Below are 22,587 nucleotides of genomic sequence, written 5' to 3' on the forward strand. Positions count from 1 at the left end.
TTGGGGGGCTGTAAATGAACAGAAACAATAAGCTGGCAAGAAAATCATCAATGCTGATCGGCACCACCCTGCTTCTGGTAACAACAGCATTGAGCGGATGTAGTAGCAATTCCAACAATGCGGGTACAGCCACAGCAGCACCCGATTCGGGTACTGCAACGGAATCATCCAGTCCGGGTACAGGGATCGATCACAGCAAACCGCTAACCATTACCGTGTTTGACAACGCAGCAAATTACCAGGGGGAGCAGACCGGATGGTATGGAAAGCTGATTAAGGATAAGTTCAATATCACCTTAAACATTCTGTCTCCGCAGGTTGCCGGCGATCAGCTATACAAGACAAGGTCGGCATCGGGAGATCTGGGAGACCTCCTGATTATTGATAACAGTCAGCTGGAGGAATTGATACCGGCAGGCATGATTATGGATATCACGGATAAGATCAAGAATACCGAACATCTGTCCAAATATGTAGACAATCACTTCAAGCCTTTCAATGCTGCATTCCAAAGCATCAATCCTGATGGCAAAATTTATGCGCTGCCGACTTTTACATCGGACACTTCACCGACAACATTCTCGGAAGAACTCCCTTACTCCAGTCCGCTTATGCCTTGGGATTATTACAAGGGAATAGGATCTCCCAAGCTGAACAATCTGACCGATCTTCTGAACGCACTGAAACAGATGCAGGAGAAGTATCCCAAGACACCTGACGGCAAACCAATCGTTCCGATTACCTTGTGGAAGGACTGGGATAATGGAAGTATGGAAAATGTCCGTTGGCTCAGTAACTGGTACGGATATGAACAGCCGGATGGAACCTCGACCATACAGCTAAACGCAAAAGGCGATATTGTACCTCTTGTTGACGACAACAGTATGTACAAGAAAATCCTTAAGTTCTATTATGACGCCAATCAGATGGGGCTGGTTGACCCTGACTCGCCATCCCAAGACTGGAATAAAGTCTCTGAAAAACTGACTAACAAACAGGTTCTGCTCTTGTGGTATTCCTGGGAAAGAGGCTTCTACAATACCATTGAAAGAGGCAATAAAGGTGACGGGAACGTTGCGATCCCGATCGCTGATACCCATATTATCCAGAATAGTGATGCCTATTTCGGGAATGGAAGAGTATTTGCTGTGGGTTCAAAAGCCAAGAATCCGGACAGAATTATTGAATTCATGGATTGGATGTCCTCTCCTGAAGGCCTTCGCTATTATACCAATGGATTTGAAGGCTTCAACTACGAAAAAACAGCCGACGGCAAGTTTAAGCTGACACCCGTAGGCCAAACCGCCTTCCAGGACAATACCCCTGTTCCTGACGAGTATGGCGGCGGCGGATATCAAGACGGACAGAGCAAGATCAACACTATGATTATGAGCGATTTTGTAATCGATCCGGATACGAAAGAATTTTATAACAATACCTATTGGAGCTCCACGATAGAAGCGAACAAGACCGTTCTTACTACAGAATGGCAGAAGACTTATAATGCAACCACTCCGACAGAGTACTATCAGAAAAACAATATGATCGATATCGTGCCAAATATTAATACAAGTCTCGGATCAGACTCCTCGGATATTAAGAATAAACGGAGCCAGATCTCAGATTATGTGAAGAACACCTCCTGGAAAATGATATTCGCCAAGGATCAGGCAGAATTCGATAAGCTCTGGACCAAGCTGAAGAGTGATGTGGTGGGACTCGGCTGGAATGATGTTCTTGCCGTAGATACGGAAAGAGCACAAAAAATTGTTAAAATGCGTGCCGATGCAGTCGCCAATAAATAGATCATTATCACAACAAGCACTAGCCTATATCCTGCTCTAATCAAAGATAAGGGGCGTTCCCGGCAGCCATCATGGTCTGCAGGGAACGCCCCTCTTTATGCAATATACCGCTGCTTGAAGTAGATATCCTTGAGCTGTCCGCTAAAAAATAAGCTTAGAGAACTGATACAACCCGTTCTTCCAGACCGGCCAATCATGGTCACCATGTTCCTCCACCCAGATATGAGGCACAGAATGCTGCGACAAATACGCATGCGTCCGGTCGCTGACATTCTTAAGGCTGTCCAGATCCCCGCACGATAACCAGAGCAGGCTAAGCAGCCCGGCTGCCTTCTGAGGCTCCGGAAGCAGTTGTTCAGGCAGCTTCGTATTTGGAGCCGGAGAGAATGCCCCGATCCAAGCGAAACGGTCCAGATTGTTCAGACCGATATTGAGGGATTGTCCTCCGCCCATCGATAATCCGGCAATGGCACGGTGCATCCGGTCCGTCAAGACCGAATAGTTCACTTCAATATAAGGGATTAGATCATGGAGCAAGTCCGATTCGAATGTTTCAAAGGCTTGTATCTTATCAGGAGCAAAAATATCTCCTTCCGCCCGGTCATTCAGCATCGCCCGCCCGTTCGGAAGTACAACAATCATAGGCTTCAGCATTTGATCCGCATACAGATTGTCCAGAATGATCTGGGGCTTGCCGTGTTCGTACCATTCTGTCTCATCTCCCCCAATCCCGTGCAGCAGATACAAGACGCTGTACTTCTGGTCTGTGGAATAACCGGGTGGCGTATATACCATTGCCTTTCGGGTGCAACCAACAGTACTGGAGGGATATTCTATAGTATGGATCTCTCCCCTCCCGATGCCATCCCTCTCCTTGTCATAACCTGCAGTTTGTATCGTGTAATTCGGATTACTCTCCTGCACTGCCGCTCATTCCTCTCTTACTATGGTTGGCTAGCCTTTGAAATACTGCTCGACCAGAAATTGCATAACCTCACCCGGAGGTTCCTCTGCCAATGCTGACTTGTCAGCAAACACCATACTGTAAGGTGTTTCCGGTGTACACGGTATCCAGAGAGGCAACTCCTCGCCCGTCGAATCTTTGCCGTTCGGATCGCCTGTGCCAATGAAATAGGCAAGATAATTGCACATCTGGCGGGCAAGATCATAATGCTTGCCCACAAAAGGCCGCCAGCATTTAGCCAGCGTCTCGAAGTGGAACCACAGATCCACCGAATGGAAGGTTCCGGGGTCATCCCAGCCCGGAATGTCGGCGTCAAAAGTGTAATAGTACATCGGAACACCGCTGCCGGAATCACTATTAGCCTTAATAGCAACACGGGCCGCATATTCAATATTGTTCACGGAGGCCTTTTGGATCATTTCCTCCAGATTCCCTGTATCAACGGCGCATAGTTTAAGATACTCCTCGGCTTCACTGCCAAACATCTCCACAGCCATGGCTCTGAATTCCTCGACGCTGCCGGCGCCCGGAACACCGAAAAATTCGGAAGAGGTATTTCCCAGCATGACCGGCACCTTGTGGTGCTGCCCCTTCAGAAAAAGGGCATAAGGATTACCGGGACAGTACACCTGGTCCGTGACCGTTCCCCAAAAGTGGCCATACTGCAGCATTTTATCGCGGATATATATGGCATCCAGCTTGCGGGCTTCTTCCAGAGTTGACACCCCCATAAATTCAAAGAAGGCGGCCCCCTCCTCTTCAGCCTGCATGAGGGTACGGTCAAACGGAGGCATCGGATTGTTAGGATACAGCGGGGTAAAGATGCCGCTCATAACCACCGCACGCTGAAACAATCCTTCATTCTGCGGCGAGGTCAGCTGGGTCATTACACTTGCACCGCCAGCAGATTGTCCTCCTATGGTAATTTGATCTAGGTCTCCGCCAAAAGAAGCGATATTGCGTTTCACCCACTGCGTGCCTGCCTGCTGATCGAGATGTCCAAAATTCGCGGGAGCATCCGGGGATTCGGCAGTGATCTCAGGATGGCTCAGAAAGCCAAACGCGTTCAGGCGGTAATTCACGGTCACAACGACAATCCCCCTGCGGGCAATCCGTTCGCCGTCAAACTCCATTTCAGCCGTATGGCCTACCTGAAGTCCTCCGCCAAAATACCATACAAAGACAGGAAGCTTCTCATCCGCACTGAGAGCTGGAGTCCAGACATTCAGATAAAGGCAGTCCTCGTCCATCGGAAGATCCGGATCGACCGACCATTCGCGGGTATAGATATTATTCACATCTATGACAGTAGGAGCCTGCATCGAAATGGGGGCAAAATCAAATGCTTTCAATACCCCTTCCCAGTTTTGCACAGGCTGGGGAGCACGCCAGCGGTTCTCCGCCACAGGCGGAGCCGCAAAGGGAATCCCCTTAAAGCTGGTAATACGCGGATCAGCTGCCGGCAGTCCTTGAACCATACCATTTTCAACACGTACTTCTCTTAACATACTGTTACTCCTCTCTGAATATAAACGTTTATTTCTTTGTTTATTCGATCAGCTGAGGAAGAGCTCCCTCTACTTAACTGGACGGATACTTGCGTCTTATCTTACGGTTACTTCAATAGATACTTTTTTCAGATCCTGGTTCAGGTCTTTATCCTCTGTCAGATCCAGGACCGGAACACCGTCAATGTCAAAATGCACGCGGCGAAGGCCGGAACTTCTGGGTCCGTCAATCCCCGGTCTTGCATGGTAAGCGTTCCAAATGACTCCATCCTCATCGGTAACATAAGAATTGTGGCCCGGTCCATATTCTCCCGGTACACTTCTGGAGGTCAGCAGCGGGTAATTACCTTTGGTCCAGCTGCGTATATCCAGCAAATCCGCACCCTTGTCAGCCGTCAGAAGACCCACAACGTAGGTTGCATCCACCGCCGCGCTGGCAAAGGTCATAAATAATTTGTCCTCGGTGTAGAGAGCGAATGGACCTTCATCTACAAAGGTATGATTATTGGCCCACCCGTAATCAGGTTTCGTCAGAAGTACCGGATCACTCGTCAGCTTCCACGGTTCCTGCGGGTCGATGGTGGCGATATAGATCCAGGCTCCAAGATCGACAGGCTCGAATTGGCGCTCCGACCATGCGGCATAATGCTGGCCGTTCCACTGAATCACGGTCATATCGAGGGAAATCGTCTTGCCTGCTTCACACAGATATGTACCATCCCTCTTTACTACACGCTTAGGCATCGACCAGTCAGCAGCGCACATCGGATTTCCCTCTGCCCGTAACTTCATGACATGCGACTCTTCATAGAGGAACTCACCTGGTGTTGCCGCATGAAAGATATAAAGTTCATCTTCAATGATATGAAACTCCGGCGCCCACAGCAGCCCGCCGATCTGCTCATAAGTATTTGAATCCAGAATCAATACTTCCTCGGCATCTACTAATCCAGGGATGGTCTCTGCTTCCCGCATATATAGCGTGTGGTTTTGATCCGCATCATTGGTGGCAATGAAATAATACTTCCCTTTCCATTTAGCAATGCAGGGGTCTGCACGGTCAAAAGCGATCGGAAACGGGTAATGATCCTGATGGACTTCACCGGTAATGCTATAGGTTCCCACCTTGTCCCAAGGGATTCCCTCCGTATTCCAATCCACCCTTTTTAGCGCTTGGGTGCCGTCGCTGTACAGAGCCGTCGCCCGGATCTCTTTCACATCCTGTTCCGATGCTGCTGTCACGCGGTCCGGAACTTCAATAGCAATGTTGGCCGGAACTGTAAGCTTAGCGTATAGTCTGCGGGCTATTTCATTCGGTACCGATATATAATTGCGCGGCAGAATCCCCTCAATATCGGCGAGCACTGTATCCAGGATAAACGGCTCCGCCGCTTCTGGTGCGGAGAGTCCCTTCATACTCATGATATCGGCTATAAAATTCTGATAACCGTTCCCCAGCTCATCGATCCAGCGGATCAGGTAGCCCTCCCGGGCGGTATCATACTCGCAGGAGATATCGCTTACAAAAGTATCCGCCTTAAGCTCCAGCAGTCCAACCTCCTTATATTGCAGCAGATCACTGGAGGAGAACAGCAGTACTTTTCCCTTGCTCTCTGCATCGGCTTCCCCTTCAGCCTCTGTACGGATTGCGATCACCCCGAACTTCCCCTCAGCGGTATGGAACAGATACGGATTCTTCAGGCTCTTAGCCCGGAGTGTACCGTCCTCGTTCTCTGTCGCCTTCGCGAATAATACCCCCGAATTATGGTTCAATTCCTGAAAAAGAACTCCGTCGCTGCAGTAAGCCAAATGCATGCTGTACGCCAGCTTCGGAGCATATACCATATCCTCCTGAGGTAACCGGGTATAACAAAGGATATCATTCCGATCTGTGTTTGGTTGTGGTATCATGGACAAATAACCTTCCTTCATTATTGATGATTTCTAATGATCATAAATTCGTAATTCATTTGTGTAATTCAGTTATTTTCCCAAAGTTCCTTAATTCACATTATAAATTATAGAAAAATTCGAAATCCCATACAATGATATATCCTGTCCATTAATTGATGTATCCGAAGAAAGGAGAAACAGATGCCCAAGATTCACTATGTTGAATTTGATGCTACTCATCCTGACGATTTTGTCTTCAGTATACCCGATGGCCATGATGCCTGGCTTCTGGTGCTCACACAAACTCCGGCGTTGTTTAAAGTGAACGGAGAATTGAAAGAGTATCCGGCCCATTCTGTTATTCTTTATCCTCCTAAGCACACTATCTATTATCGTGCTTGTTCCAATAAGTACGTTAACGACTGGGTCCGTTTCGATGCGGACGAGTCCTATATTACAGAAACCACTTTACCCATCGGCGTCCCCTTTTCGCTTCCCGACCCCAGCTACTGCCATCAGCTGTTTCAGCTGTTGACCTTTGAGCATACTTTTCAGAATGACTACCGGGAGCTTTCCATTGACTACCTGTTTAGAATTATCTTCAATAAGCTGTGCGAAGCATCTCAGGACAAGCTGAGCCCGCAATATTATAATCTCCTGAACTTGCGGAAGACTCTTTACAATAATCCCGGCCATCCTTGGACCGTTTCATTAATGGCTGAGCATCTGCATATCAGTGCAGGCTATCTGCAGACGATATATAAATCCACCTTTGGGATCTCCTGTATGGAGGATGTCATTCATTGCCGGATCCGGTTGGCCAAAGAAAAGCTTGGCTTCGGTCCACATAAGATTGCCGAGGTCGCAGCGCTTTGCGGGTATGCCAATGTGGAGCATTTCTGTAGACAGTTCCGGCAGCTTACAGGCTACTCCCCCCGTGCCTACCGCGATACACTCGCTTCCAAAGAACAAATAGTCCAGGCTGAACTTTAGCGGTGCCGGCATTCACCTCCAGAACCGGAGTCTTACGGCCGACCTGTTCAACGTAAAGCCATATTTCGAGCGCAAAGGGCGGTCCATACGCGGCCGCCCTTTGTGTTGTAATTTGTGGCATGGTCAAGTTCTGTACTCTGCAGACCTTGTTCTAATTCAGCCTATGATAATGAAAATAATCGAAATCGGCATAACCGCCTGACTGATTAGTCGCATAATTGAACAGTCCAATCCGGTACCCCATAAAGTGATCCAGCGTGAATTTCATATGCAGCGTCTTGCCGATTGGATTCCATGCAGTCCCGTTTGTCGAATAAAAGAACTGCGCCTGGTCAAGGCTATCCTCAAAATTGAATTCAACTTTGAGATAAACCCTTTCCCCGTTGAACACGATACTCTCCACCGTCTCCTCGCAGCCGTCGCCGCCGTTAACACACATCTCGATCCTGAATTGTCCCGGCTCCCCGGCTGCGATCCTTACAGTACCAAACCCATTCTGCAGAGCAACCATTCCCGCACGGTCACCGGGCTTCATTCCCAAGATCTCCAGCACTGTCTCTGCGCTGCAGGCCGGGCCTTCCGTACGTTGCGTCAGCGTATTGCGTGCACATAGGATGCTGTCCGTGATTTGACCGGTGCGGAGCCTCAGATGGCCCGGCCGCTCTGTCACAGACCACAGCCCAGGGTCAGGATTATGATTCCACTGCCAGTTCAAGGCCAGCCGGTTAGTCGCATAGTCGAACTCATCGCTGATTACAAGAGATTTCGGTTCTGCGACTGGAAGTTTTGTCTCAACCACTTGATGTGCGGAGCCTTTACTCCCGATGACCGGCCAATCGTTCTCCCAGCTCACAGGAAGCACGCAGGGTATCCGCCCGACAGCATCATGATCCTGGAACAGCACAGCATACCAATCGTGATCCGGGGTATCAACAATACCGCCTTGGGCTACACCATTATTATGGTAGCCCAGGTCATGATCCAGAATCACTTTCCGTTCGTAGGGACCCAGAAGCTCGCGCGAACGGTAGCAGACTTGACGTCTGCGCATATTTCCGGTTCTCGGCCATTCAATAAAGAACAAATAGTAATAACCGTTCAGCTTATACGCATGACAGCCTTCGATCCGCAGAATCATATCTCTCCGTTCGCCTTCCAGCAGCAGTTGATCGGTTCCCCCCGGCTTCACGGCCGTAAGATCTTCCGTCAGCTCCTTAATATAGATATCACCATTACCGTAGATCACATAATTGCGTCTGTCGTCATCCAGCAGCAAGCCCGGGTCATGGTGAAGACCCGGGATTACCGAACGCTCCCATGTTCCATGCTCAATATCCTCCGTGTGGTAGATATAGAACCGGTTCATGTCATTGGATGAAAAACAGACGTAGAATACCCCATCCTTGCAGCGGAGCGATGCCGCCCAGGAACCCTTTCCATAAATCCCTTTTCCGTCGAGCAGCCGGTGGGCATCGTTATCCTCAAAGGTATCATATACATAATTTACAATTTCCCAATCCATTAGATTTACCGATTTCATAATCGGACAGCCCGGCATGACATGCATACTTGTGCTGACCATATAGAATGTAGGGCCAACCCGGATGACGTCTACATCCGGAACATCTGCCCACATAATAGGATTGGTTATAGTAGCAGTATTCACTGAATTGCCCTCCCTTGGATTAAATGATCTATTCTATAAACCTCCAAGACACAAGCTTGAATAGTGGAATCCCTGTTTTTCCTGTAAACACCAGATACAGGTCATGGGTTCCTTGCACACCGTTAACCTCCGTCTTTAACTCCATCTGATTCTCCGGCCCGTTTGCGGCGGGAACAGGCAGCTCGCCAATGATTGGACCTGCCGGGTCATCCAGATGTAGTTCAATCGCACCACCGCCCTCAAGGCTCATGATATCGGCACTAAATGCTTTGGCACCTTTGCTTCCGAATTCGACTCCGGCTAATCCGATCCAATCGCCATTGTCAATCTCGGTTACAAGTCTTTCCCCCACAGCTGTCTCGAATTCCGTCTGGATACCTGCGCTCCATCCCATTGTCACTGCCTGCACTGGTTGATACGGGCTTAAAGGTTTGAATTGCTGCACCCCTTGATAGTCTGCTTCAACATCCCGTATGGACCCATCCCCGTTATGAAAAAGGCGGTTAAGATGCGTAGAACGGTACCCGTTCGCAATCCCCTGTGCTTTGGACAAGGTTTGTGCGTGATAGGCGATATACCATTCGTCATGAAATTGAAAAATCGCATGATGGTTATTGCCAGACACTCCGAAAAAATGTCCCGGATTCTTTAATATCGTCTCATGATAAGTCCAGGGACCCATGGGTTTGTCGCTCGTCATATATGCAATCTCACCCGCAGGAGGGCTGCCAGCCGGACGTTCCCCATCATAGAAATTTGAACAGTAGGTATAGTAATAGATGCCTTCCCGTTTATGTATGCCGGCATCCTCGAACATGAACGGGGCGGGAATAACCTCCGCAGTTCCCACAACACTGGTCATATCCTCTCCCAGCTTCATCACCCGTGCTGTACCCGGTTCCGCGTCTTTCCCTTCCGGTACTCCGCCCCCGAAATAAATGTAACCCTTACCATCATCATCAACCAGAACAGCCGGGTCGAACAGCCAGGTTACATCCTCCACTCCCGGGGTTGAACGCAAAATAAGTGCCTCACCAATAGGGTCAACCCATGGTCCCGTTGGACTGTCACTCGTCAGAACGCCGATACCGCTGGCATTATTGGCGAAGTACAGAAAGAATTTATCCATGCCTTCGATTACCTTGTGGACTGCTGCAGGTGCCCAAGACTGGGTAGCCCACTTGGCCGCCCCATCCGGCCCTGCTACCGCAATTTCACCATGATCGGTCCAGTTGACTAAATCGTCAGAGGAGATTAACGCAATCTTATTGATACTGCTGTATGTGTTTTCTTTTACCACACCGTTCTCGTCATACTCCAGCGCGTCATGGGTCATATACAAATAGACGCGATCTCCGTATACCAGGGCATACGGGTCGGCCCCATACCGATTTGCAACCACCGGATTACCGTTGGGTGGAACTTTTCCTATTGCTTGATTGAATTGAAATGTCATAAGATGTCCTCCATTTTGGGATTTCCCTGAACTTATCAAGTGTTATAACTTCGATGCAGCCAGATCGGCAAGCCGACCGAACGAAGCCTTGGGCTGATGATGTACGTCAAACAAAAACGGCCAGTTTTTACGCCCGCGGACCGGGAAGCCGTCCAGCCAGGTATAGTCATCAGCTACACCCCAGAATGTAACAGAATCAATGACCTTTCTGTATTCAAGCAGAGCAGCAAAAATCTCTGCATACCGTTCCTCCTGAAGCTTCAACATCTCTAGTGTTGGCGCTTTCAAATCAGTCCGTTGATCTTCAAACCGGAACATGGAGAGATCAAGCTCCGTAATGTGGATTCTTAGGCCAAGAGAAGCATATAGCTCAAGTGCACTGCGGATTTCGTCAATGGTTGGACCATAGATGTTCCAGTGTGCCTGCATGCCTATCCCGTGAATAGGTGTATTTTGGTCGAGCAAACTGCGGACCAGCTTGAAGATTTTGTCCCGTTTGACAGGATCGGTCTCATTATAATCGTTGTAGAACAGAAAAGCGTCCGGATCTGCCTGATGAGCCATTTCAAAAGCCATACGGAGATAGTCCTCTCCAAGGATTTCTAACCATTTCGTATTTCTCAGGTATTGGTCTGATTTATCCTCAATGGCTTCATTAACCACATCCCAGGCATAAGCCTGCCCGCGGTATCGTCCAACCACAGTGTTAATATGGGTTTGCAGACGGCTGAGCAGCTGCTCTCTGGTGCACGGCTCCCCCTCTGAATTACGGAACATCCAATCCCCTGTCTGATTATGCCAGAGAAGGGTATGGCCCCGAACTGCGATTTGATTGGCCTTCGCGAATTCAAAAATACGGTCGGCTGCATCGAAGGTGTAGATTCCTTCCCGGGGCTGAACCTCCTCCGGCTTCATCACATTCTCGGCTGTAATACTGTTGAAATGTTTAGCAATGAAAGGGGCCTGTGCAGATAAAACGTCCATGCTGACCGCTGCGCCAATTTTGAAGGCGTCCCGGAACACTTCATGTAATGCGGGTAACCCGTTATCTGTCTGTGCCATCATCGATAACCTCCTATTGTGAATATAGATAGACAGTTAAGTCTATGATATCTCTTTTGTATGCGTTTACCATTACTATACTAAAGAAGGATACCCATCATTCTTCAGCCCCAGCTTCTGCCTGGTTGCGGTAAGCGACTGGTTTCAGTGCCGTTCGTTTTTCAAACTCTCTTAAAAAATGATGGTAATGAACATAACCCACATTCTCTGCAATCTTCCTAACCGTCTCGCCCGTTTCTATCAGCCGCTTCTTGGCTTGTTCAATGCGCAAATTATGAATATATTCAAGGATGCTGATACTATTCTTTTTAATAAAGGCCTGGCCAAGGTATACCGGATTGATATAAAAATGCTCCGCGATTTCTTTTACAGTTAAGGGCTTGGAATAATTATCCTTCAAGAAATATTCCACCTGTATCAGCGGATGCTCGGATCCGCGTTCCTTATGCTGCCTGATATATTCCATGCATGAATTCAACAAGTCCCTAAGGATGCCTTCCAGCACTGTGAGCGACTTCGGCTCGGTTTTAAAAAATTCAAAAGAGTCACTCCACTGCTCTGCCTTCCCTCCGAACTCCTTCACAAGCTCCATACTTTTCAGCATGATGTCGATGCTTGTCATCTGTACAACTTCAGGCGCGGTTCTATTCTGTTCAAACCCTCTGAACATTTCACTCAGTTTGTCCCACGCTTTCTGTGCCTGTAATCTCTCGACTGCACCTATCAGTTCCTCTGTCAGATCAGCAGAAGGAAGCTTATAGCTAAGCTGATTCTGTGCATCCATGGCAGTATCAATAGGTCCGCTTGCTTCTGAATAAAAAACATGGCGGGCGGCAGCCCCTGCTGCCAACATGTAAGATACGGGCAGCTCCCGTAGAGACTGCACACTTGGCCCTATGCTCACAGACCCCTTCACGCTGCTGTTCCGTGACAATTCGGTATACACCCGCCTTGCCAGCTCCGCTGCAGATGTTGAGTTCTCCACGACAAGCCCCGCCTGATCACCGGGTAAATCTATAGATAAAGCTCCCACCGATCCGGCCAACTTCCGGCAGATTTCTGTGATATTGCTTTTGGGACCATCCACATGTATATAAGTCCACCCGGAAACCGCCTCATCCAGACGGTCCATTTGCTCAGCTATCTCCTCTTCTGGCTCCGCCCACTGCCCTTCAAGCATACGAGCGATCGCAACAGGAAGAAGCCGGTTCGCCAGCATGTCCTGCTGCATCTTGTGTTTAACACGTTTTTCCAGCTCGTCCGCAATGTCAGCAAGCGCCGTCTCCCATTCGGCTTCAATGACAGGCTTCAGTAAGTAGTGTCTTACGCCATACCGGATTGCTGTCCGTGCGTATTCAAACTCGCCGTAACCGCTGAGAACGATAAATAGGGGTTGCTCCATATCCAGCTGGCGTACGTGCTTGATTAGCTCCAATCCATCGATACCAGGCATGCGGATATCTGTGATCACAAGGTCTGGGGAACATTCCTCCACTGCGCTTAACGCATCTTCCCCGTTCTCGCATACTCCGCAGATTTCGAAGCCCAGCTCCTCCCAATCGGTCAACGTTCTCAGTCCCTCTAAAGCAATCGTCTCATCATCAGCTAAAACCACTTTAAACATGGGATTCCTCCACTTTTGGGTCCAATGCCAAATCTATCGGAATTTGAATGGTAATCGCCGTCTGTTCATACTCGGTACTCTGAATGGTAAATGTAGATCTGCTGTCATAATACATCATCAGACGTTTGTAGACATTTCGGAGACCGATATTTTTACCGGAGTCTTGCTCCGAATGCAAGTGGCACTCGATCCATTTCAACTTATCCTCATCCATTCCCTTTCCGTTGTCCGTTACAGAAATGAATAAATCTGTGTCGTTCCTGAAAGCAGACACATGAATCTTCCTCGGACCTTTGACCGACTGCAAACCATGCTTGCAGGAATTCTCCACCAGAGCCTGGACGCTCATTTTTGGAATCCGGCAATTCAGCACAGAAGGGTCAATATCAATGTCGTAAGTGAACCGGCTCTGGAAGCGGAATTTTTCAATCTGAAGATACATCTCAATGAAAGATATTTCTTCTTCGATGGTAATCAGATCGTCCTTCCAGCTTAGCAACCTGCGCATAATAAGAGCCAGATTCCGGATCACATCGGTGACCTCTTCATACTTGTATTTCTTACAAATGACCAATATGGCGTTCAGTGTATTAAAGAGGAAATGCGGGTCCACCTGACTTTCCAAATAATTCAATTCGGCTCTTACCCGCTCAAGCTCAAGGTCCTTTTTCTGAATTTCCAGCTTATATACATCATTGATCAAATTGCGGATTTTCTCTGTCATCAGATTAAAGCTGCGGATGAGACCGCCGATTTCGTCCTTCCCCTCATACATGTCAATGCTCTCGAACTGTTCATATTTCACAAGCTTCATATGTCTGTAGAGCAATCTCACCCTCAGATTATAGGATCGTATAATTACAATGATCAACAAGGTAGGAATAATTATGGTCAGTACAGCAATAATCAGGGACACCCTCAGCGCACGGCTCATCTCATGATTGACTACTCTGCCTTCCGGAGTTCCGATCAGCCTCCAGCCTTTCGTATATCCTGCAGTGCCCAGAGTACGGACAATCTGCTTGGACGATTGACTGTCACCCGTGTCCACGTTTAATAATACGTCTTTATCCATTGAATAATAGGAATGATCCGATTCCAGCACCACACGATTCTTCTCATCCAGGAGCTTGAACTGCAAATAGTCGTGTTCCTTCTTGAACAGCTCTTGCACATTGTTCAACCTCAGATCGATTCGCAAATACTTCTGGTAGGGCTGTCCCGTAAAGTTATCCAGCTTGCGGATAAGGCTGACAAACACTTCCTGCTGGGGCGGATTGAGCGGGTTAGTCCCCTGATAAGAGGTTAACAGCACCTTGTCCGAGCCACCGGTTATTTTGCGGTACCATTCACTCTTCTTATCGCTGTCTGACAAAATAAAGTAACTGCCGCCGTTCTGAATCGTTGGATTTGTAGTATACACGCCCATCCAATAAATATAGGAATGCAGGTTGTTATATTGCCACATCTTATCCCTCAGAACACTATTGTAGGCATCATAATAAGATTCGTTATCCGGATAGGTAGAATCCATGATTTCATTGTAAGCCCGGTCCGCAGCCACCGTGTTGCTTATCGCTACACACTCATTCACGATTTGCATGAGGTCATAGACCACACGGTCTACAGAAATTTCAAGATTCTCTCTTTCACGTGCATCCACGTTACGGCTAATCTGAACATAGAAGAGGGCATTAATGCTGAGTATAGGGACAAGAACGCATAGCAAATAGATGAATAGGAATTTGTATTTGAGCGGGATGTCATTAACGATGGCTGATGGTTTTCCTTTGCCCTTCATGCTGCTCCCCTCCTCTTCTCCTTGAATTAGCCCTTCTTGTACACCGAAGGTGAGATGCCATTCAGCGCTTTGAACTTGGCGGCGAACAAATCCGCATCCGAATAGCCCACACGCCCGGAGATATCTGAAATGCACATATCCGTCTGTCGCAGCAGTTTCTTGGCTTTTTCAATCCGGTATTCATGAAGAAAATCGTTAAAAGAAATGCCATAACGTTTCTTAATCCGTTGTCCCAGATAAGCAGAATTCACATGTAAATGCTTCGCAATGTCCTGAAGCTTCAGCTTCTCCTGATAGTGCGCACGGACATAGTCCATCGCCGCTGTAACGAGCAGGTCCTCCTGATTATTGTCCAAGGAGGCGAACCATTCGGCAACTTCATGCAAATCCTCTTTCGTCTGCCGCTCAAACAGCGCCAGACAGCAAGCGGTTACCCGGGATGGAAACCATTTCCCCGCCCATATTGAGGAATCTCCCCCTCTAACGTCGATTTCGCGGAGCAGTTCAGCTTTGATATTACTCAGGAAAGCATCAATCCATGTACTTGAAGTACTATCCGCCGAGAAAATATTAAATACATCGCTCAGCTGTGAGCTTAATAGATCAACCTGCCCTTCGGTCACAGATCGGAGCAGTGATTTCTTCATCCCTGACGGAAGCAGTGCTACTTGATCCTTGTCTTGCTTCTGAAAGAAAACAATCTCGCGGTTGTTCAAATCTGGCCGGCATAGTTCAGCCGACAGCGCTTCTTGATATGCAGCATTCAGAGATGCGGTACCGCAATGCTCCAGACTGGCCGAGAACAAAACCTTGCCGCTATACGGAGCCCGCACTTCATTGATCCAGCTTGTCACCATTACGGGGTCAAGCTCCGGACCTTCCTGCGGTGAAACCAGCAAATAACCCAGCTTATGGCTTCCGGCCATAAAAGGATAAACGGATATATTGCGTAACGTTTCCTTAGCATTCATGGAATAGACCTGGCTTCGCAAGTGGGGGCTGTCGAATGAATCCCCCTGGGCTAATACGCAACATATCCGGGAATTCGGATGGATATCCAGCGCCTTCAGTGCCTCTTCCGCTTCTTCAGCAGAATTGTCCCGCATGAGAAGACGGGACACGGTTTCGGCTTGTATGAAGGCGGAGACCAGCTCCTGCCGTGATGCAAGCTTGCGCTCAGCGCGTATTTGTTCGGCTACAATCTGCAGTGCCTCTGTCAATTCTCTTTCATCCAAGGGTTTGGTCAAATAATTGGACACACCGTATCTAAGAGCTTCCTTGGCATACTCAAAGTCAGCATAACCGCTAAAGATGATGAATTTCGGCTGGAAATCGCTTTCAGTAAATGACTTAATAAGTTCAAGACCATCGATCACAGGCATGCGCACATCGGTTATGACCAAATCAGGCCGTGTGCTATGAATCAGCTGTAGCGCATCTTCGCCATCCAGGGCTTCGCCGCACACTTCAAAGTCCAGTCCCTCCCAGTCGACCAGGAATCGCAATCCTTCAAGCATCAGCGGCTCATCGTCGGCAAACAGTACCTTTAGCATTGGCATCACCATCTTTATTTCTGAATTTTTGGATTACAGAGAGCTAAGCCTTGTGGAACAGGAGAAACCGCTTCGGTCGCTGCCGAAACGGTTTTCATTATCATACATTACATTTAAATATTATTTATTCAGTTATTCTTTAACACTACCCAAGTTTAATCCTACCACGAAGTACTTCTGCAAAAAAGGGTATACGAACAAAATTGGCACGGCAGTTACAATGGTGATGGCTGCACGGATGGAAGCCGGTGTCACCAGGGCCTGCATCTGATTGTGCTGATTACCTGCCAGCGCAGAAGGATCGTTGTTCGTGCTCATGGTGGAACCGAGCAGCTTCATCATTTCATATTGCAGTGTGCTTAGCTTGATATCCGATGATGCGTACAGGAACGTATCAAACCAGGAGTTCCATGCGCCTACGGCGATGAACAAAGCAACCGTTGCCAGTACGGGCGTACATAGCGGGAAGATGATTTTCCAGAAGATTCTGAAATCTCCCGCCCCGTCGATTTTCGCCGACTCTGTGAGGCTTCCTGGAAGGGACCGGATATACGTCCGGAGAATAATCAGGTTGAACGCGCTGACCAAACTTGGAAGGATATAGACCATAAAGCTATGAAGCAGGCCTAAGTCTTTAATCAGGAAGTAATTCGGAATCAGTCCGGCATTGAAATACATGGTCAGGATGAACAGCATACTTATTTTTTTACGGAAAATGTATTGCTGCTGCGCCAGTGTATACGCCAGCATCGTAGTCAGAAAAACGCCGAATAACGTTGAGAGCACCGTACGGGACACAGAGATAAAAGCGGCGTGGTAGATCGTCCCTGTAATAAAGACGGCTCTGTAGTTCTCCATGGTCCAGGCACGGGGCCAGAAATATATTCCACCGGCAAGAGTGTCACTGCCGTCATTAAAAGAAACAGCGATCGTGTGGAGGAATGGATAGAGCGTGATGGCAACCACAAAGAGCATAAATATCGTATTGATCGTATGAAATACCACAGGCTCAATGCGGCCTGAACTTTTCGTCACAGCTTTCATGTGGGCTTCCTCCTCTATACTAATCGCTCTTCGCCGAGGCGTTTTGCGACATAATTTGCGATGAATACGAGAATGACACTGACGATGGTTTTGAAAATCCCTGCCGCCGTAGCCAGTGAATAATTCCCCATAGAAATACCATACTTCACTACAAAGATATCAATGGTTTGCGACCAGTCCACAGTAAGCCCGTTACCGAGCAAGTATTGGAGTTCAAAGCCGGCATCCAGAATATGTCCAATGTTCATAATGAGCAAAATAACAAATGTGGCTTTAATTCCCGGAAGAGTGACATAGCGCATCTTCTGAAAACGTTTGGCGCCGTCAATGGACGCTGCCTCATATAGAGAAGGATCGATCGAGGTAATGGCTGCCAGATAAATGATGGTACCCCAGCCTACCTCTTTCCACACGTTCGAAGCCCCGATAATGCCCCAGAAATATTTTCCTTCACTGAGCCACATAATCGGTTCTTTAATTAAGTGAAGCTTCATTAAGACGATATTGACAATTCCGTCATCGATCGACAGCGAAGTGGCAACGATGCCCGCTGCGATAACCCAGGACAAGAAGTGCGGCAAATACGAAATCGATTGAACAACACGTTTGAAAAACTTGACTTTGATCTCATTTAGCAGCAAGGCCAGACCGATTGCCGTAACCGTACCAAGCACAAGGTTAATAAAGCTCATGGCGATCGTGTTGCGCAGCACCATCATAAAGGTCTCATCTGAAAATAGAAATTTGAACTGCTGCAAGCCAACCCATTCCTGCTTAGCGAAGGAAAGTGCCGGACGGTAGTTCTGAAAGGCCATTACCCAGCCCCAAATGGGAGCATAGTTAAAGATAATTAAATAAATGGCAATCGGTACAGACATGAAAATAAGCTGCTTCTGCATTTTAAGCGTCTTCCAGCTTAAACTTACACCGATTTCCGGATCAACTTTGCGTTTTCTGGTCTTCTGTGTTTTGACCTGTTTGTCCAGTACGGCATCAGACATTAGCGTTTCCCTCCTGTAAGATCATTCTCACCCAACCATCCGTATTGATGAAGAGCGGGAAACCCTGTTTCCCGCTCCATTCTAAGTCTTGAATTCGACTACTTCACACTCCAGTTTTTAATGCGCTGCTGGATACCTTCATTTATCCGGTCTTCATAAGCCTTGATGTCGAGCTTATGAATGTGGTCGACATAATCCTTCCAGACCCCTTCGAAATCAGCCGGACTTGCCATAATGGCCTTCGGCAAATATTTGATCTGAAGGTCATTCAGCTTGGACTGCGCAAGCTTGGCTGCCGAACCGTCCTTAAGAACGATGGAGTAAGCAGGGAAGTAGATATAATTTTCTTTCGGTTCCTTGAAGAATTCGGACCATGTTTTCTTGTTATACGCTTTCAAGATTTTCTGATCCGAAGGTTTCAGACTGTCGAAGAATTCCTGCGGCTGAGTTCCGGCATCAGCTGCATTCCCGTCGCTGTAGGTACCTTGAATTTTCGGCATATAACCAAACATAGTCGTGATTTTGTTAGCCAACTGCCAGCTTGTTTGATCTGCGTTCGCCCGCTCTTCCGGCGTCCGGTAGAACGTGCCGTCTTCCTTCACTTCATAGTCTTCGCCTTTGATTCCCCATTGGAGAGTTTTCTGCCAATCTTCTGTAATCATCTGATCCAAGAATTTGATAATCCGGACAGGGTCCTTGGCATTGATCGAGATCCCTAATCCGCGGTTGGTGCCGACCGCTCCGCGGTCACGATACCATTCCTCAGCGCCCGGATAGAGCAGAGGGAAGCCGATATACGTATTTTCTCTTTTGCCTTGAGAGATCAAAGAGGTTTCTCCATCCTGGAAGTTCCAGTGCTGGTCAAACATACCGATGACCTTGCCGCTTGCGATTTTGGCCAGGTACTGGTCGTAGTTTTGTACGAAAGCTTCTTTGTCCATCAAACCTTGAGCGTTAATTTCATTAAGCTTCTTATAATAGGTCTTGGAAATATCCTTATCGGCAAAAATCTGCGCTTTGTTGTTGTCTACAATAACGCCCCCGTCATTCGGATGGCCCGCCAAGTGCTCAGGAGCATTCTGAAGCGGGAATACACGCCAGTCGAAGTTGAGCGATTCAAATCCGATCATATCCGGGTGTTTGGCTTTATATTTAGCGATAATATCGAAATACTCATCCAGAGTCTTAGGTGTTGGATATCCCATTTCCTCAAGCACAGCTTTTTGAAGCCAGAAGCCTGGTCCCTGGTAAGTCGGTTCGGTAATTTTACCTTGATATACACCATAGCTTGGCAAAACGTAGATATGTCCGTCGGTCTCATCCTTGATCTGATTCCAGACCGCGGCATAATGCTTTTTCAGGTTGGGAGCGTATTTCTCAATCAAATCTTCAAGCGGAATGTATGCTTTGGCATTGAGTAATTTGTCATCGCCCGACATAAGGTCCGGGTAGTCTCCTCCGGCAATCATAACCCCCAGCTTCTGCTGCAGGTCGCCCACCAGAAGCTCCGTTTTGAAGCTGACGCCGGTTTTTTCTTTAATCAGTTTGAGAATCTTGTTGTCCTCCGTAGGCGTCTGCCCGGGACTGGCCAAAAATACCGAGAATGTTGCCGGAGCATTGTCGTCTCCATTTGCCGCTGGGCTTGCTGTTGTTCCCCCATTGGCCGTGTTGCTGTTCGCGTTGTTTGAACTGCAGCCTGTCAGTGCCAGAGCAAGCGCGAATGTACCAACTGCTAATGCCCGGGCGGAACGTTTTGCCTTTTTATGCATTTTGTTATGCCTCCCCTTTTTGGCTAGTTGCTTTTTGTTTGCTGTTAATCACCTGGTGACATCTATAATTATATCTTTCGAGAATGCGCTTACAATTCATAAACTATAGTTCTTCCCCCCTAAAAATACGACTGACAGTTCCTTCCTATTCACCCCTAACGGGTGAACATATAAGAGTATCCCGCTTCTCCTACGAACGAAATGGAGTCAAGACCGGGAGCCTCCAGGCAGCAAGGACCCGACACTGTGCAAGTCACAACTGCTTCCGTAACCAGACCTTCCTCCCAGGCAAAATCGAGGGTATATCCGCCCCGGGCCCGCAGACCCTTGACGCTTCCCTTGCTCCAGCACTGCGGCAAAGCGGGCAGCAGCCTGATTGTCTCGGTATGACTTTGCAGCAGCATCTCGGCAATCCCCGCCGCTCCTCCAAAATTACCGTCAATCTGAAACGGAGGGTGGTTGTCAAACAGGTTAGGCAATGTAGAATGCTCCAATAGAGCGCGTACGTTGGCGTAGGCTTCACCCTGATCCTTCAATCTGGCCCAAAAGTTAATGATCCATGCCCGGCTCCAGCCGGTGTGGCCGCCGCCGCCGGCAAGCCGCCGCTCTAATGTCGTCCGGGCGGCTTCAGCCAGCGCAGGCGTGTGCTCCATGCTAAAGGCATCGCCGGGATAAAGTGCAAAAAGATGAGAAATGTGACGGTGCCCCGGCTCAACCTCTTCATAATCCTCCATCCACTCCTGAATCTGGCCATACTTCCCGATTTGCGGTTTGGGAATACGCTCCAGAGCGGCGGCGAGTTCTCCGCGGAACGCCTCATCCCTGCCGATAATCTCCGCACTGCGGATGCAGGCTCCAAACAGTGCATCTATAATCTGATAATCCATCGATGCTCCGGCGCAGAGCACCCCAGACTCTCCGCCCGGCAGCTTGTACGTATTCTCAGGGGAAACGGACGGGCAGGTAATTAGCCGGCCTTCGGCGTCTTCTATCAAATAATCAAGCAGGAACCGGGCCGCCTCCTTCATCGTCTCATACACCTGCCCCAGAAAAGAACGATCCTGGCTGAACTGGTAATGCTCCCAAAGATGCAGGCACAGCCATGCAGCGCCAAGCGGCCAGAAGGAAGCGGGCAGGTAGGTATCCTGCGGAGCCGTATCTGCCCAGATATCGGTATTATGATGCGCGGTGAATCCCCGGCAGCCGTACATGACCCTGGCCGTGACCCTCCCTGGCTCCCGCATCCGCTCGATCAGATCAAACAGTGGCTCATGGCATTCAGCCAGGTTGCAAATCTCTGCGGGCCAATAATTCATTTGTGTGTTGATATTGATCGTGAATTTGCTGTCCCAGGCCGGGGTGAAGCTGTCATTCCAGATCCCCTGCAGATTCGCGGGCAAGGAGCCTTGGCGGCTGGAGGCGATAAGCAAATAGCGGCCATACTGGAAATAGGCTGCTATCAGTCCGTTGTCTTCTTCTCCCTTACGAAACAGTTCCAGCCGTTCGTCGGTTGGTAATGTACGTTTGTGTGAGATCTCCGGAAGTGTCAGCTCCACACGTCCGAATAATTCACGGTAATCCGAGATATGCCGGGCCAGCAACTCTTCATAGGGAACCTGGCTCACCTCTTCCAACTGTCTTTTTGCGTAAAGCTCTGGATCAGTGTGACGGAACGAAGTTCCTGCGGCAAGCAGCAACGTAACCGAGCTTGCACCTTCCACAAGCAAATACTCGCCAAGGGTCCGGCAAGTCCCATCTTCCGTCACCGCCTTCAAGACAGCGGCAAAAGAGCTTCCTCCTTTACCGCCACATTCACCGTTCATAGCCAGCCCGCTGTTCTGCCACTTCTCTGTTTTCTCAAGATATCTCCAGTTGTGGCGGTTAAACCTGGCCTTCAAGAAAAGCCCATCCTTATTATCGGTAGAAATTCGGATGGCAATGACTTGATCCGGATAGCTTGCAAACATCTCTCGAGTATACCAAACCTCGCCGATCCGGTATCTAACCCGGGACACGCCGCTCTCCAAATCAAGCTCTCTTCTGTAGTCTTCAGCCGGCTGTCCGTGGCCGCCAAAGGACAGCAGCAGTTCTCCAAGCGGCAAATAATGCCGCTGCGCTTCGGGAAGGCCTGCCATCGACATTGCAGCCAGTTCCTCCGCCTCCCGGAGCCTTCCCTCCAAAATCAGCTTACGAATTTCGTTCAAATGAGGCAGTGCGTCCCCGTTGTTGCGGTCACGCGGACCGCCGTACCATACGGAATCCTCATTGAGTTGCAGCTTCTCCTCGGCTACACCGCCAAAAATCATTGCACCAAGCCGCCCGTTTCCAATCGGCAAAGCCTCATTCCATTCTTCCGCCTGTTGTCTGTACCACAATTGCTGCTTATGCTCCATGCTCGTCATATTTGTTACACTCCTCCAACGACCTCTTAGTTGGTTCTAGATATTT

The 22,587-nt window shown here is 48.7% G+C and carries 15 protein-coding genes; 2 read left to right on the forward strand and 13 right to left on the reverse strand.

What is annotated here, in order from left to right:
- The first annotated feature begins 14 nt into the window (after positions 1 to 14).
- Complete coding sequence (locus AC0MA3_RS19225) at positions 15 to 1,805, forward strand: type 2 periplasmic-binding domain-containing protein (RefSeq protein WP_474657346.1); 1,791 nt, start codon at positions 15 to 17, stop codon at positions 1,803 to 1,805.
- 141 nt (positions 1,806 to 1,946) lie between these two features.
- Here the strand turns inward: AC0MA3_RS19225 and AC0MA3_RS19230 are convergent, their stop codons facing one another.
- The 3 genes from AC0MA3_RS19230 to AC0MA3_RS19240 all read right to left on the reverse strand — a co-directional run bounded on the left by AC0MA3_RS19230 (position 1,947) and on the right by AC0MA3_RS19240 (position 6,188).
- Complete coding sequence (locus tag AC0MA3_RS19230; RefSeq protein ID WP_474657347.1) at positions 1,947 to 2,729, reverse strand: alpha/beta hydrolase; 783 nt, start codon at positions 2,727 to 2,729, stop codon at positions 1,947 to 1,949.
- A 30-nt stretch (positions 2,730 to 2,759) separates the two neighbouring features.
- Positions 2,760 to 4,277, reverse strand: a complete 1,518-nt coding sequence (locus AC0MA3_RS19235) for a carboxylesterase/lipase family protein (RefSeq protein WP_474657348.1) — start codon at positions 4,275 to 4,277, stop codon at positions 2,760 to 2,762.
- Between the two features lie 96 nt (positions 4,278 to 4,373).
- Positions 4,374 to 6,188 (reverse strand): family 43 glycosylhydrolase, encoded by a 1,815-nt coding sequence (locus AC0MA3_RS19240; RefSeq protein ID WP_474657349.1) that lies wholly within the window; start codon positions 6,186 to 6,188, stop codon positions 4,374 to 4,376.
- A 183-nt stretch (positions 6,189 to 6,371) separates the two neighbouring features.
- Here AC0MA3_RS19240 and AC0MA3_RS19245 point away from each other — a divergent pair, with 183 nt between their 5' ends.
- Complete coding sequence (locus AC0MA3_RS19245; protein ID WP_379155669.1) at positions 6,372 to 7,163, forward strand: helix-turn-helix transcriptional regulator; 792 nt, start codon at positions 6,372 to 6,374, stop codon at positions 7,161 to 7,163.
- A 151-nt stretch (positions 7,164 to 7,314) separates the two neighbouring features.
- Here AC0MA3_RS19245 and AC0MA3_RS19250 read toward each other — a convergent pair whose 3' ends face one another.
- The 10 genes from AC0MA3_RS19250 to AC0MA3_RS19295 all read right to left on the reverse strand — a co-directional run bounded on the left by AC0MA3_RS19250 (position 7,315) and on the right by AC0MA3_RS19295 (position 22,541).
- On the reverse strand, positions 7,315 to 8,829 hold the full coding sequence (locus AC0MA3_RS19250) for a glycoside hydrolase family 43 protein (protein ID WP_474657350.1): 1,515 nt from the start codon (positions 8,827 to 8,829) through the stop codon (positions 7,315 to 7,317).
- A gap of 28 nt (positions 8,830 to 8,857) precedes the next feature.
- Complete coding sequence (locus AC0MA3_RS19255; protein ID WP_474657351.1) at positions 8,858 to 10,285, reverse strand: glycoside hydrolase family 43 protein; 1,428 nt, start codon at positions 10,283 to 10,285, stop codon at positions 8,858 to 8,860.
- 42 nt (positions 10,286 to 10,327) lie between these two features.
- The gene (locus AC0MA3_RS19260; protein ID WP_474657406.1) at positions 10,328 to 11,347 is read right to left on the reverse strand and encodes an endo-1,4-beta-xylanase; all 1,020 of its coding nucleotides are present in this window, start codon (positions 11,345 to 11,347) and stop codon (positions 10,328 to 10,330) included.
- Between the two features lie 97 nt (positions 11,348 to 11,444).
- On the reverse strand, positions 11,445 to 12,971 hold the full coding sequence (locus AC0MA3_RS19265) for a response regulator (RefSeq protein ID WP_474657352.1): 1,527 nt from the start codon (positions 12,969 to 12,971) through the stop codon (positions 11,445 to 11,447).
- Positions 12,964 to 14,772: a sensor histidine kinase gene (locus AC0MA3_RS19270; RefSeq protein WP_474657353.1), complete on the reverse strand. Its 1,809-nt coding sequence runs from the start codon at positions 14,770 to 14,772 to the stop codon at positions 12,964 to 12,966. The genes AC0MA3_RS19265 and AC0MA3_RS19270 overlap by 8 nt, the downstream gene beginning before the upstream one ends.
- 26 nt (positions 14,773 to 14,798) lie before the next feature.
- The gene (locus tag AC0MA3_RS19275) at positions 14,799 to 16,325 is read right to left on the reverse strand and encodes a response regulator transcription factor (protein WP_474657354.1); all 1,527 of its coding nucleotides are present in this window, start codon (positions 16,323 to 16,325) and stop codon (positions 14,799 to 14,801) included.
- Positions 16,326 to 16,457: 132 nt separating this feature from the next.
- The gene (locus AC0MA3_RS19280) at positions 16,458 to 17,369 is read right to left on the reverse strand and encodes a carbohydrate ABC transporter permease (RefSeq protein WP_474657355.1); all 912 of its coding nucleotides are present in this window, start codon (positions 17,367 to 17,369) and stop codon (positions 16,458 to 16,460) included.
- A gap of 14 nt (positions 17,370 to 17,383) precedes the next feature.
- Entirely contained in the window at positions 17,384 to 18,370 is a 987-nt protein-coding gene (locus AC0MA3_RS19285; protein WP_379155644.1) for an ABC transporter permease, read from the reverse strand.
- A gap of 98 nt (positions 18,371 to 18,468) precedes the next feature.
- Positions 18,469 to 20,139 carry a type 2 periplasmic-binding domain-containing protein gene (locus AC0MA3_RS19290; protein ID WP_379155642.1) on the reverse strand — a complete coding sequence of 557 codons (1,671 nt, stop codon included), beginning with the start codon at positions 20,137 to 20,139 and terminating at the stop codon, positions 18,469 to 18,471.
- 155 nt (positions 20,140 to 20,294) lie between these two features.
- On the reverse strand, positions 20,295 to 22,541 hold the full coding sequence (locus AC0MA3_RS19295) for a glycoside hydrolase family 95 protein (RefSeq protein ID WP_474657356.1): 2,247 nt from the start codon (positions 22,539 to 22,541) through the stop codon (positions 20,295 to 20,297).
- Positions 22,542 to 22,587 lie beyond the last annotated feature (46 nt).

Source organism: Paenibacillus sp. LS-5, assembly GCF_056121505.1.

Bases quoted from the DNA above. Each gene is read 5' to 3' on its own strand.
- AC0MA3_RS19225 (WP_474657346.1), top strand. From the start codon at position 15: ATGAACAGAAACAATAAGCTGGCAAGAAAATCATCAATGCTGATCGGC.
- AC0MA3_RS19235 (WP_474657348.1), bottom strand. From the start codon at position 4,277: ATGTTAAGAGAAGTACGTGTTGAAAATGGTATGGTTCAAGGACTGCCG.
- AC0MA3_RS19240 (WP_474657349.1), bottom strand. From the start codon at position 6,188: ATGATACCACAACCAAACACAGATCGGAATGATATCCTTTGTTATACC.
- AC0MA3_RS19245 (WP_379155669.1), top strand. From the start codon at position 6,372: ATGCCCAAGATTCACTATGTTGAATTTGATGCTACTCATCCTGACGAT.
- AC0MA3_RS19255 (WP_474657351.1), bottom strand. From the start codon at position 10,285: ATGACATTTCAATTCAATCAAGCAATAGGAAAAGTTCCACCCAACGGT.
- AC0MA3_RS19260 (WP_474657406.1), bottom strand. From the start codon at position 11,347: ATGGCACAGACAGATAACGGGTTACCCGCATTACATGAAGTGTTCCGG.
- AC0MA3_RS19265 (WP_474657352.1), bottom strand. From the start codon at position 12,971: ATGTTTAAAGTGGTTTTAGCTGATGATGAGACGATTGCTTTAGAGGGA.
- AC0MA3_RS19270 (WP_474657353.1), bottom strand. From the start codon at position 14,772: ATGAAGGGCAAAGGAAAACCATCAGCCATCGTTAATGACATCCCGCTC.
- AC0MA3_RS19275 (WP_474657354.1), bottom strand. From the start codon at position 16,325: ATGCTAAAGGTACTGTTTGCCGACGATGAGCCGCTGATGCTTGAAGGA.
- AC0MA3_RS19280 (WP_474657355.1), bottom strand. From the start codon at position 17,369: ATGAAAGCTGTGACGAAAAGTTCAGGCCGCATTGAGCCTGTGGTATTT.
- AC0MA3_RS19285 (WP_379155644.1), bottom strand. From the start codon at position 18,370: ATGTCTGATGCCGTACTGGACAAACAGGTCAAAACACAGAAGACCAGA.
- AC0MA3_RS19290 (WP_379155642.1), bottom strand. From the start codon at position 20,139: ATGCATAAAAAGGCAAAACGTTCCGCCCGGGCATTAGCAGTTGGTACA.
- AC0MA3_RS19295 (WP_474657356.1), bottom strand. From the start codon at position 22,541: ATGACGAGCATGGAGCATAAGCAGCAATTGTGGTACAGACAACAGGCG.